A 13099-nucleotide genomic window follows, 5' to 3' on the forward strand; every position below is an offset into this window, starting at 1 on the left:
TGTTGTGTGTAGTTTGAATCATGCAAATATAGGCAAAAGAAATTCTATTTGCTGTTTTTTGCTTTTTTAAGTTGCTGTTTTATGCATTTTTAATGATTATTTAACTTTAAGGTAGTATAAAACGGCAATTCTTATATTTTGCTATCTTTGCCGATGAATCTAATATAAAGTGCCATGTTAAAAGAAGAACGGCAACAGACCATTCTAAGGGAAGTAGATCTCCATAATAGAATTTTGTTGACGGATATTGCCGAAACCCTTGATGTTTCTATAGATACTGTAAGACGTGATGTTAAGGAGTTGGATGCTGAAAACAAGCTACGCCGCGTACATGGTGGGGCTATTTCCTTGGGTTTTACTACGAACAATACAAGAAATAGTAATATTTATAAGCAGAAAGAGAAGATGATTATTGCCGAAAAAGCTCTGGCGCTTATAAAAGAAGGAGGCGTTATTTTTTTGGATGGCGGTACCACTTGTTTAGAGCTGGCACATTTAATACCAACAGGAATTGAGTTAACTTGCTTTACCCACAGTCTTCCCGTGGCTATGGAACTTCTTACCAAACCTAAGGTTACCGTTATATTGGTAGGCGGTCAGGTTTCTGGGGAGTCGCAAACAGCTATTGGGGCTAATGCTATTCATAATTTGGCCGAGATAAAAGTAGATTTCAGTTTTATAGGAACCGGTTATGTGGATTCGCATTATGGACTAACTGAATTTGATTGGGATATTGTACAAGTGAAAAAAGCGGTGATAAAATGCTCAAAAAAAACGGTACTTTTGTCTATCTCTGAAAAATTGAATTCCCAACATAGGTATAAAACTTGCGATATAAATGCAATTAATACGTTAGTAACCGAGTTAGACCCAGAGAATGACCTTTTGAACTCATTTAGAAATCACGATATTAGAATTCTGTAAGTAGTATGGAGTATACCAAAATAACCGAAAAACCATCAAACCACGATAACTTAGAGCAGATGGATACCACCACTCTTCTTCAAAAGATAAATGAAGAAGACCAAAAGGTGGCGGATGCCGTTGCAGCCGTTATTCCACAGATAACCAAATTGGTAGATGCTCTGGCAGAGCGTTTTGAAAAAGGAGGGCGCCTATTTTATATTGGTGCGGGAACTAGTGGTAGATTAGGAATTTTGGATGCTTCCGAAATACCACCCACTTTTGGAATGCCGCACACTAGGGTAATAGGTTTAATTGCCGGTGGGGATGTTGCAATACGAAAAGCTGTAGAGAATGCCGAGGATGACGGAATACAGGCTTGGAAAGACATGAAGGAGCATAATATTACGGATAATGACGTAGTAGTGGGGATTGCGGCCTCTGGAACTACTCCTTATGTTCTGGGGGGTATAGACGAAGCAAAGAAAAACGGACTTCTTACCGCTGGAATAACAAATAACCCGGGTTCTCCATTGGCCGTGGCATCGGATATTCCTATAGAATTGAACGTAGGCCCTGAATTCCTAACCGGAAGCACCCGAATGAAAAGTGGAACCTCGCAAAAACTGGCACTTAATATGATTTCCACCGCCCTAATGATTAAGATTGGTAGGGTGAAAGGAAACAAAATGGTGAACATGCAGTTGAGCAATAGCAAATTGGTAGACCGTGGGGCACGTTATGTTTCGGAAGGTTTAGGAATTGATTATGATAAGGCCGAAGAATTGCTTAAAAAACACGGGTCTGTAAAAGCGGCCATTGATGCGGGGGCTTAAAATTATTTTTCAATAGCTTCAACTTCCTTTACAGTAACGATTTCTTTGGAGGTGTTGCCCCAGGAATTTAGAATATAGTTCATAACATCCGCAATTTCTTCATCGTCAAGGCCCATTGGGGGCATGATGTTATTGTAGTTCACTCCGTTTACGGTCATTTCACCCTGTTGCCCAAATTTAACACCTCGGATACTTGCTTGTCGGTTTTGGGCTAGATAATCGGATTTTGCCAATGGTGGAAAGGTATTGGCAATGCCTTCACCTTCTTCTAAATGACATGTAACACAAAAGTCTGCATAGATTTCGCTACCCCGTAACATACTCTCCGAGAGTGCTGTTCCTTGGGCTTGAGTAAAATACCCTATGAAAATCAAAAAATAGAGGAAGCAACTAAAGGTTTTCATTCTTGAGAATTTTTCACGGTTTTGGAAGCGATTTACGTTTACGCTTTAGGTACTAGTTTATAGATTCCTTTTCCTTCAACGGCCACATAAATTAACCCGTCTGGTCCTTCCTTTATGTCTCTCACTCGTCCTAAATCCGTCAATAGTTTTTCACGACCTATAACTTTGGTTCCATCGATTAGAAGACGCTCCATATACTGAAACTTTAAAGAACCTACCAATATACTACCTTTCCAATCTTTGTACTTATCCGTTGTTACAAAAGCCATACCGCTAGGAGCAATACTAGGTACCCAGTAATGAATAGGTTGGGTCATACCCTCCATTTCGGTTTTATCTGTAATGGATGTACCGCTATAGTTTATGCCATAAGTTACAAGCGGCCACCCGTAGTTGGCACCGGCCTTGATAATATTGATTTCATCGCCCCCTCGCGGGCCATGTTCGTTTTCCCAAATTTCTCCAGTTTCCGGATGTTTTGCCAGTCCTTGTGGGTTTCGGTGTCCGTAGCTGTATATTGCAGTTTTTGCCTCTTCCTTTCCTGTAAACGGATTGTCTGTTGGTATTTGACCGTCATCATGAAATCGGTATATTTTACCTCCATCCCGTGTAATATCCTGTGGGTTCACATCTCTTGCGCCGCGTTCACCTATGGACAAATAGAGGTAACCATCATTGTCAAACTCAATGCGGGATCCAAAATGTTGACCCTTAGTTGTATTGGGAGAAGCCTTGTACAGTAACTCTTTGTTAGTTAAGGAGTTGTTATTTAGTTTACACCGGATCAAGGCAGTATGACCACCTTTTTCATCACCTTCTTCGGAAGCATAGGAAAGATAGATCCAGCCTGTGTTTTTATAATCGGGATGTAGTTCAATATCCAAAAGCCCCCCTTGTCCTCTAACGTAAACTTCGGGAACATTTTTTATTGCTGTTTTTGTTCCATTTTTAAAGTGGATAATTTCACCGGATTTTTCAGTTATCAAGAGTTCATTTTCTGCTAAAAATACCATACCCCATGGAGTTTGCAGTTCATCGATCATTAGCTCTGCGGTGTAGGGTGTGTTATTGGGGGTATTCACTTTGTTTTCAGAGTCTTGTGCGCAAGAATAACTAAGCGTTATGGCGGCAATGGCTATAGATAGTACACTATTTCGCATAATTTTACGTTAAATGATATTATTAAGGTATCCCGTTACGGTTAAAGGTAACGAGAATTTATAAGTTTAAAAGAATTACCCGAGAGAAAGTGATGCACCCCAAATCGCTCATTTTCTTTCTTAAATGACTTAACCTATGCTCCCAAAAAAAACACAGCGTATTCTATACGCTCTACTGTTAACGACCTTTTCAGTAGTCTGTACTTCTGCTATTGCCGGTAAGAAGGTTTTCAACATTTATGCTGAAGTAGCCTCTGCCGTAAAAGAAGTGGTTTCCGAAAAAAGCGAGGCCACCTCTATGGCCAAGTCAATTTCAGCTGAGTCACTAAAGAATAGTACAACGGCCAAGACAGCAGCTGCCGCGCCAATGTTCTCAACAATCATTCAAGGTGCCGATAACGAAGTTGGGTGTACCGCCAATGGTTTTACCGTAGCACGATTTAATCTCTGTGGAGATTCTGATGACAGGGTTGTTTCCCTATCGGGGTCCTATAGTACGGTCTCTTGGCAAGTTTTGGGGGGTAGTTGTAGTCCTAATATAAACCAAGATTGTCCGGATACAAACATATCATGTTATTCAGAAGTCCATTCGGGACCAACATTTAATTTAGATGCAAGTACTATTCCGGCCACTACAGGTGCGGAATTTCGTGTTGTTGCAGATGGGCAGCAGTACTTTTTCAAGGTCAAGAAAAGTACTATAACGCAGACCTACCAAAAGAAAGATTTTGTTTGTAATAATCCAGGTAGGATAGAAATTACCGGGCTTCCAAATAGTTATCAGTTTAGAATTCAAGAAGGGTCTAGCGGTTTTGGTCCTTACCAGTCATCTTCTATATTTTCGAACTTAGACCCAGGACTTTATACTGTACAAGCTAGATTGAACATTCCAGGTGAGGTTTGTGAGTATCTATATGATGTTATTGAAATTAGACAAGTAGATATAGAAATAGATGTAACCTTTACTAATCCAGTTTGTAGTGGAGAAACAGGTTCTATTGATGTTACCGTAAACCCTGAAGTTCCCGGACCATATGTGTATACCTTATTGGATGATAGTGGAGCAGAGATAGAATTTACATCAACTATATCTAGCAACACCTATACTTTTGGAGCGGTAAGTGAAGGTACATATGCAGTTAAAGTAGAGACCAATGATTGTAAGGAAGATATTCCAAATGGAATACCTGCCCCAATCCAATATACGGATACAAGTGGAAATCCTATTACAGTAGGTACAGGCTTAAGTCCAATAACAGTAATTACTGATACTAACGGAATGAGTTTTGGCTGTTCTACAATTTCTAGTGTAGATATAGATGTAACCCCCTCTGGAGGTTCAGGTACGTATAGCTATACTGTTAGTGATGGAGGTGATTCAGGAGGGACATTTACAGGAACAAGTGCATATACGGTAACCAGTCCCGGTACTTATACTTTTTATATTACTGACGATCAAGGGTGTACTGCGGAAAAATCTGAATATGTGGCAGAATTAGACCCACCAGATGTTACAGCATCCGATATTGTTGGGACATGTACCAATGGAGGTGGAAAAGTAGATTTTAACGTAACCGATCCCAGAGGATTTAACCTGGAATTTAGAGCTACTAACAATGCAGGGGACCCCTTTACAAGTTCTTCTACAATACCCGTAGCCGATGGAACTTATAGTATAGTTGAAGTTCAGTATTCACAAGGAGCATTTACTTGTGTATTGTCATTACCGGCTGTTACGGTTACATCTGCAGGTGGGCTTAGTGGTTCTGTTTCTATGACGCAAGATTATACATGTGTTAACGGAGGAGGGATAATTGAGTTTGCGCCAGCAAGCGGAGGTTCCGGTACAGGTTATGAATATAGTATAGACAATGTTAACTACCAATCAGGAACAACTTTTACAGGTTTAACACCAGGAAATTATATACCTTATATAAAAGATGATGCAGGGTGTTTTCAGGCATTATCACCAATTGACATTACGGAGCCAACTCCTCCGGGATCAATTACCTTTGCTCAAGATAACCTTGATTGTGCTACAGGAACGAGTAGGGTTACGGTAGATGTGTTACCGGCAACTTATACGGTTACACAATATGAAATTATTTCATCTATCCCGGCAACCACATTACCGCCTGCACAGGCTAGTAATGTTTTTCCAGGTTTGGATTTAGATACATCCTATCAATTTGAAATAACGGACGCAAGTGGCTGTACCTATACGGCGAGTTATACTACAGGTGGGTTCAGTACTATTAGAGCTCGTGTAAAATCCGGTGGCGATAGACGTGTTTGCCCTAGTGCAACGGATGGTAATGGTGCATTTTTAATAGACGGTTTTGCTACGGATTACGATTATACGGTAAATAGAACTGCTCCTACCGCAGCGGTAATTTCCACAGGGACAAGTACTGATTTGGAAATCCCCATTTCTGGTTTAGGTGCAGGTACCTATGAAATTACGGTAACGGACAATGATACGAACTGTACTTCTACTAGCTCTTTTGATATAGAAGAAGCGGCAACACCACTGAGTATTACTCCAACAGTAACTGATATGAGCTGCCAGAATAACAATGTGGGTAGAGTTCGTGCAGATGCCACAGGTGGATTTGGCGGATATCGCTATGAATTGGAATGGCCGCCTTCCGATGGAAGAACACAAGGTCCTAAAACGGGGCGAACGTTCGGTAATTTAACAGAGGAGGGAACTTATACCTTAACCGTTATAGATTCTGAGGGCTGTAGGACTTCAACAACGTTTACACTTACCAGTGTAGATGCACCCGCAATTACATTTGATTCAGCGGATTATTGTTATTCGCCTACAAATAATGCTGAAATTACAGTATCCTCAACGGCAGGTTCCGCTTTGATTGGTACGCACCAGTATAGAATTAATGGAGGAGCGTTAATAACTCCAGGTACAGCGGGTACGCATACGTTTACAGGCTTGGTTCCTGGTAATTATACTATTGAGGTAGTAGATGGTAACGGTTGTATTGCTTCTACATCTTCAATTAGGATACCTCCGCAGGTTCAAGTAAGTCTAGATATAGCCAGCGAAATACCATGTGGTGGCGATGGAGAAATGGAAATTAATATATCTGGTGGTGATATTTCTAATTTGGGAGCCACATCCTATACTATTGAGTATAGAGATGTAAGTCCTAATCCATTTGCACCTGTTGCAGGGCATAATGGGGTACAGTTGCCTTCTGGGAATTTTAACTATACAGTTCCTTTTGGAGATCATGGAGATTATCAAGTAACGGTTACAGACTCTAATGGATGTACGAATACTTCGGAAATTATAACTTTTGAGGAACCTACAAATATTGCTGCCACGCATAGAATAGAGGGCCCCAGTTGTGGTGACGCTAACAGTGGTTTTGTAGAGATTATACCAACGGTATCATCCGGTATTCCTCCATTTGAAGTGGTCTTTGCACCCGCAGGTAATCTAACAGCTAACCCTAGTAACCCTGATCCAACCTTAAACTATGTTTTTTCGGATCAAACTATATATTCAGGGTTAACTGCCGGTAATTACGAGTATGTGGTTAAAGATGCCAGAAATTGTGTCACGGCCGTAGTTCCTATAACTGTAGCTGCTGATGGTCGTCCGTCTCCGGATGTCACGGCAACACCAATTGATGCTACTTGTTCACCAGGTTCGCCCGGAGCACTTTCTGGAGGGGTAACTATAGGTTTACCTACTGCCGGTGTAGAGAACTATACTGTTATAATTGAAGATAATTTTGGAAACCCTTTCTACACACAAAACAACGTATCGGATTCTGACTTTCCTTTAGCAGTAACGGATCCTAGTCTTGTTCCTGGTAATTATCAGTTAATTGTTTTGGACTCTAGAGGATGTAGGGATATTGAAGCGTTTACTATAGGTACTTTAAGTTTGGACATTATTCCTAACTATCCACCGCCACCAGCAACTTGTAGCCCAGGAGGAACTACAGTTTGTGTTGATATCGTAAATGGATCGGGTAGTTATGAGATACGCTTGGCGGATCCGGATCCTTTAGTGGGATGGACGACACCAAGTAATCCGCCTGCAAACCACTGTTTCAACAATTTGTTATGGGGAGTATCCTATTCGGTTGAGGTGCGTGATTTGGGAACTGGTTGTACCTATGAAGAGGTAATTACTTTACCGGATGGCCCAGGAGGCAATGTTAATATAGTGGTAGATAATGCTACTTGTAGAAACGGTGATGTTGGGGTAAATTACAACATTACTTCAGGTACTGCTCCGTTTGACGTGGTTATTACCAATCTTGATACTGGCGAAGTTGTTTATACGGATTCAGGTACCTCATTAACCACTATGGCATCCGCTATTTCTGTTCCTGGTGGAAGATATGGAGTGGCTGTTGAAGACGCTGGTGATTGTTCCTATGGAGATGAAGGTGAAGCTATTTTGTTGGCTCCACGAGTTGATATTATTAGTAACGAAAACGCAAACTGTAATGCCCTAGGTCAATTAACGGTTAGGGGTAGTGGAGGTACGCCTTATGCCACAGGAAGTCCATATCTCTACGCTTATGTACCGGCGGGTACTCCAGTGGATAATGACGGAACCGCAACACCAAGTGATCCTTCAGATGATTTTAGCGATGCTTCTACAGTTGCCTTGCCCGGTGCATTGGCTCCTGGTATTGATTATGATATATGGGTAAAGGACGCTAATGATTGTGCTTATAGGATTTCTGCGGCGGTTATACAGTTGAACCCTGATTTACCACTAACTCCACCTGTGGTGAACAATGCCTGTGATGTAGTTACTACAGCTGCCTCTGGATTTAATATAGAACTTAGTTTGCCCGGAGATTTTGATACGCCAACGTTTACCTTAAACGGTATAAGTCAAACCGTAGCTAACTCAGGGTCTGCAGGCACACCAACCACTGCGACCTTTACGGTCAATAGTGTGGGTAACTATCCGTTTGAAATCATTGATGCAAATGGATGTAGCGTAAATGGTATTGCCGAGGTATTTCAAGTACTTTCCGCATCTGGCAATTTTAGTACGGAACCGAACTGTGAGGAAGAGGATGGTGTTGTAACTATAACTGCCGATGGCGGTAGTGGTGATTTTACGTATCGATTGACAGGTATGCCGATTTCCGGTCCAGCTCTTGATATTACGGATTTTGATAATGATGGTATTTTTCCGAATATACCCCCGGGAGACTATCAGGTCGAGGTTACAGACAATCAGGTTGTTGATGGTACAGGTAATAATTGTACGGTTATCGTTGATAACATCATAAGATCAGCTCCTACCAGTCCTGATATTGATGAAACAGGTGAGTCTGATGTAAGTTGTAATGGGGCCAATGACGGTAGCATTTCAGCTTCGTTAATTGCGGGTACTGATGTAGACGGTATTCAGGAATACAACTTATATTCCAGTACGCTGGCTGCAATGCCTTCGGGTCTGGATACTTCAGGTCGTACCAATACAAATATTTCAGGTTCTTTCTCTGGTTTAACACCAGGAACCTATGTAATAGAAGTAGTAACGGACAGAAATTGTTTTGATAGAGAAGAAGTAGTTATTAATGAACCGCCTCTTTTTGAAATCGATGTAACATCGGGAACCCTTGTTTGTAACCCTGCATCCAATCAATATAGTACAACTATAGTAAGTGCTAGTATAGTTGGTGGTAATGTAGGTAACGGGGCACCTTATGGCTATAAAATCAATTTAGCGGATAGTTATCAGTCCAGTCCGGATTTTGAAATAGTAGATACAGGGTCGGACCAAGTAATAACTGTTTATGCAAGAGATGCAAACGGATGTGAATATAGCGATTCGGTTACGGTTTTAGCGCCAAATACTGTAACGGCAACCATTACTCAAATAAGACCAATGGATTGTGAAAATCCTGAGCGTATCCGAATTGATGTAACAGGAAGTACCAATTTCATAATTGAAGACCAAGGTTTCTCTGTTTCGCCAGTAGCAAGCGTATCTCAACCTAGTGGTAGCTTTGTGGAGTTTGACCTTCCAATGGTTGCAGGGGAATATCGTTTACAAATTAACGACGTAGGTGGTTGTACCTATCCTATTGCGGCCTATAATGTGGCAGAACCTGTACTTCCAACAGTTTCAATTACGGAATCACAAGCAGTAGGTTGTTTTGGGGCTACTGACGGAGAGCTGACAATTAATGTTAGCGGATTTACAGGAGTGTACGAGTATTGGGTTTATGAATCTTCTGACCCAGGATTCTCAGGAGGTGCATTTGGAACCCCGGTAGCAGGTAATTCAACGGGAACTATAGATACAGCTGTAGATGGTAATCCTGCTGTTATTACTGGGATCGAAGGAGGTAACCATCGTGTGGTAATACGCGAACAGGGAAAAACAGTAAGTGGCTGTAATGTATTCAGTAACGCTACTGTTCTGAGCACACCTAGTGTTGTATTGGCCATAACATCTTTGGATGAGATAGGTCGCGTAGGTTGTAGTGATGATTTAGGTGAAATAGTAGCTACGACCCAAGGAGGTTGGGATGCATCACCTTATGAGTATATGTTGGAATATGAAAGTACGGTGGGTAGCGGTTTTGCTCCACATTCAAATCCGGCGTATGCAACTTTTGCTGCTAATGGAACCAATGACACGTTCACAGGCCTTTCTAGTGGAAATTACCGAGTAACCGTAAGAGATATAGAAGGCTGTACCCATAGCAGGGAATTGGAACTGATCGCTGTTCCGCAAATTGAGGTAGAAGCTATAATTACAAGAGAATTGGAATGTCCTACAGGAAACGATGCTGTAATTGTTGCAGTAGAGCCAGGTACAACAACACCGGGAGCTGTTGGTGGGGTACCAGGTGCAGGGTACCAATACAGATTGTTGCATTTAGGAAGCAATAATAATACGGATGTAGTTTCTATGACCGGTTTTCAAAGTGATCCTGAGTTTACGGGTACAACAGGGGTAATCCCTGGAGGATGGTATGCCGTTGAGGTAGTGTCCACCCTAAATTGTGGAGTGGTTTCTGCACCTATAGAGGTAAGTCCACCACCACCAATTAATCCTGCGTTAATTCAGACTTCGGTGCCGGCCTGTGGTAACAGTGCAACTATGATGATACGTGTGAACAATCCACAAGGTGGAACCTATGAATATAGCGTAAACAATTCTGGAGGACCTTGGTTGCCTATAGATGAATTAGATGCAAACGGACTTCCGGTAAAAACAGGAATACCAGGTGTAATAGGAAGCTCATATCGTTTTGAAGTTCGAAAGGTGGGTGGTCTAAGCTCTTGTTTGGCCCGTAAGACCAATGGTATTACAATTACCGCCGCAGAACCTCTTACCCTTGACCCAACATCTCCAACGTTTGATGTGTCATGTGCTTATGAGGTAGATGGTAGAATTGAAGCTGTGGCTAATGGTGGTACTGGTATTTATGAGTTCAGAATTTATAATTCAGACCCAGGTACTGATGCGTTTGTAGCGGAAACATTGCCAACGTACCAAAATAGAACAATGCAGGATTTTGGAACGTTCGAGAACTTGGATGCCGGTGACTATTGGATTTCAGTAATCAGTAGAGCCAATTGTGGAGTGGTACAAGGGCCATTTTCTATTGCTCCGGCCGAGCCTGTAACTATAGCATATAGTTCAACGCCCACAACTTGTTATGGTGAAACGGATGGTACAATAACTATGAATGTTACCAGCCCTACGGTTGGCTTGGTTCAATTTGCCATAGAACCTAATTTGAGCGAGTTCTTTAGTGATTCGGATAACCCAACGGTTTATACATTTACAGATTTACCTGCAAACACACCTAGTAATCCGTCCTATACTGTATTGGTGCAGGATGCGGAAGGTTGTCCGCAAACTTTTGAAATTGTGGTGGATGAGCCTACGGAACTGGAAATTGCGGACTTTAGTACAACGCCTGAGACCTGTATAGGTTTTGAAGATGGTACCGCAAGGTTAACGGTTACGGGAGGTACTCCTTTTGTAGATCCGGTAACATCAGTTGAATACTATGAAACTCGTTTGGTAGGTCCAAATTCGGACGGAACGGAGGTTTTCCTAAGAAATGATGATTTATACTTTGATAATCTAATAGGAGGAGAAGGTTATATCGCTTTCGTGCAAGATGCCAATGGATGTAGTACAAATGTATTTATACCTATTGAAATAGGAGTTGATTTAACGGCGTCTCCCGTAGTTCAATACGGTTGTGAGGGTATTTTCCCTAACAGTACGGCTTCCGTACAGATGCAAGAAGAGAGTTTAATTCCTGAACTGTTGTTCGCATTGAACCCTATTGACCCAACTGATGCTATAACAGCATTGGCTACCACGGAGCGTTCTTGGGGAGATTTGCCTGCAGGAGACTATACAGCTTATATTTACCATGAAAACGGATGTACCAATTTTGTAGAGTTTACTATAGATGCATACGACCCATTAACACTTTTTGCCGAAAAGACCGGTCCTAACGAGATTACGGCAACAGCCGAAGGAGGTTTTGGAGGGTATGAGTTCTTCTTTGATGGAGTGTCTTACGGTAGTGAAGGCCTGTATACAACCACAGAAAGTGGCGAAGTGGAAATTCGTGTGGTAGATCAGAATGGATGTGAGGCCGTAGCGGTGATTCCGTTTGAGTTTACCGGAATGTTAGAGATACCAAATTTCTTTACACCTAATGGGGATAATGAAAACGATTTCTGGGCACCGGGCAACCGTGAGTTCTTCCCTAATATTGAAGTCATTATCTATGATCGTTATGGTAGGGTTGTTGCCGAACTTGATCAAGTTAGCAAGTGGGACGGACTCTATGAAGGTAAAGAGCTGCCAACCGGAGATTACTGGTATGTAGTAAATCAAAATGATGACAGAGATATACGGTATGTAGGGCATTTCACCCTCTATAGATAAATCTTAATTATATAATAAATTAAGAAACGGACACCTTTTTAGGTGTCCGTTTCTTTTTTGTACTGTTTTTAAAATCGTATTTTAACCGGATAAATTCCGTTACAACTACGCGCGGAAAAAAATACGTAAATGCCTCAGAAATTATATATTATTTTGCTCTGTTTTGCTTTTCAGAGTTGTGCTGCACAATCAAAATACAAATTAATAGATGCCGAACAAGAAACCGTCATCAAAGAAAATTATAGTTACTACCTCTATTATCCTGAAGGGTATGAGGAAAAACCCGAGGAAAAGTTTCCGTTGTTATTGTTTCTTCATGGTGGTGGCGAATCTGGAGATAGTTTGGTTTATGTAAAAAGAAACGGCCCTCCTAAATTGATAAAGAGAGGCAAAAAATTCCCGTTCTTAATTTTGGCCCCTCAGAATCCAGAAAAGAAAATGTGGTGGAATACGCGATCGGTAATGCAATTATTGGACACGATAGTGGAGAACAATCGTGTAGATAAAAAAAGAATCTATTTAACCGGGCTCAGTAGGGGTGGAGGAGCCGCCTGGGAAATGGCAGTGCAGTATCCCGAAAAATTTGCGGCAATGGCTGTTGTGTGTGGTATGACACCGCTACCATATGCTTCTTGGATAGACAAAAAAATGCCCATGTGGGTCTTCCATGGAGAAGAGGACCAATCCATTCCCATATCGGAATCGGAGACTATGGTTTCTAAATTAAAGAGTATGGGGTATGATGTAAAATTTACAAGGTACCCTGGTGTAGGCCATGATTCTTGGGTGCCAGCCTATGATAATGATGAGCTGTATAAATGGTTTATGGAGCAGGAGCGGCAATAAGTTACATTTTGTAGT

General features: G+C 41.6%; 6 protein-coding genes. 4 read left to right on the forward strand and 2 right to left on the reverse strand.

Features of this window, described 5'->3' with window-relative positions:
* Nucleotides 1–174 precede the first annotated feature (174 nt).
* Both Q4597_RS10955 and murQ read left to right on the forward strand, forming a co-directional pair.
* Nucleotides 175–924 carry a DeoR/GlpR family DNA-binding transcription regulator gene (locus Q4597_RS10955; protein ID WP_303406239.1) on the forward strand — a complete coding sequence of 250 codons (750 nt, stop codon included), beginning with the start codon at nucleotides 175–177 and terminating at the stop codon, nucleotides 922–924.
* Between the two features lie 5 nt (nucleotides 925–929).
* On the forward strand, nucleotides 930–1739 hold the full coding sequence (gene murQ, locus Q4597_RS10960; protein WP_215914251.1) for an N-acetylmuramic acid 6-phosphate etherase: 810 nt from the start codon (nucleotides 930–932) through the stop codon (nucleotides 1737–1739).
* Between the two features lie 2 nt (nucleotides 1740–1741).
* Here murQ and Q4597_RS10965 read toward each other — a convergent pair whose 3' ends face one another.
* Nucleotides 1742–2143: a cytochrome c gene (locus Q4597_RS10965; RefSeq protein ID WP_303406240.1), complete on the reverse strand. Its 402-nt coding sequence runs from the start codon at nucleotides 2141–2143 to the stop codon at nucleotides 1742–1744.
* A 38-nt stretch (nucleotides 2144–2181) separates the two neighbouring features.
* Nucleotides 2182–3303 carry a PQQ-dependent sugar dehydrogenase gene (locus tag Q4597_RS10970; protein ID WP_303406241.1) on the reverse strand — a complete coding sequence of 374 codons (1122 nt, stop codon included), beginning with the start codon at nucleotides 3301–3303 and terminating at the stop codon, nucleotides 2182–2184.
* 136 nt (nucleotides 3304–3439) lie between these two features.
* Here Q4597_RS10970 and Q4597_RS10975 point away from each other — a divergent pair, with 136 nt between their 5' ends.
* Both Q4597_RS10975 and Q4597_RS10980 read left to right on the forward strand, forming a co-directional pair.
* Nucleotides 3440–12238, forward strand: a complete 8799-nt coding sequence (locus Q4597_RS10975; protein ID WP_303406242.1) for a T9SS type B sorting domain-containing protein — start codon at nucleotides 3440–3442, stop codon at nucleotides 12236–12238.
* Between the two features lie 129 nt (nucleotides 12239–12367).
* Nucleotides 12368–13084 (forward strand): dienelactone hydrolase family protein, encoded by a 717-nt coding sequence (locus Q4597_RS10980; RefSeq protein WP_303406243.1) that lies wholly within the window; start codon nucleotides 12368–12370, stop codon nucleotides 13082–13084.
* Nucleotides 13085–13099: the final 15 nt, after the last annotated feature.

This window comes from Zobellia sp. 1_MG-2023 (assembly GCF_030549125.1).
GTDB classification, from domain to species: domain Bacteria; phylum Bacteroidota; class Bacteroidia; order Flavobacteriales; family Flavobacteriaceae; genus Zobellia; species Zobellia russellii.

Coding starts and splice junctions, on each gene's coding strand:
- Q4597_RS10975 (WP_303406242.1), top strand. CDS start 3,440: ATGCTCCCAAAAAAAACACAGCGTATTCTATACGCTCTACTGTTAACG.
- Q4597_RS10955 (WP_303406239.1), top strand. CDS start 175: ATGTTAAAAGAAGAACGGCAACAGACCATTCTAAGGGAAGTAGATCTC.
- Q4597_RS10970 (WP_303406241.1), bottom strand. CDS start 3,303: ATGCGAAATAGTGTACTATCTATAGCCATTGCCGCCATAACGCTTAGT.
- murQ (WP_215914251.1), top strand. CDS start 930: ATGGAGTATACCAAAATAACCGAAAAACCATCAAACCACGATAACTTA.
- Q4597_RS10965 (WP_303406240.1), bottom strand. CDS start 2,143: ATGAAAACCTTTAGTTGCTTCCTCTATTTTTTGATTTTCATAGGGTAT.
- Q4597_RS10980 (WP_303406243.1), top strand. CDS start 12,368: ATGCCTCAGAAATTATATATTATTTTGCTCTGTTTTGCTTTTCAGAGT.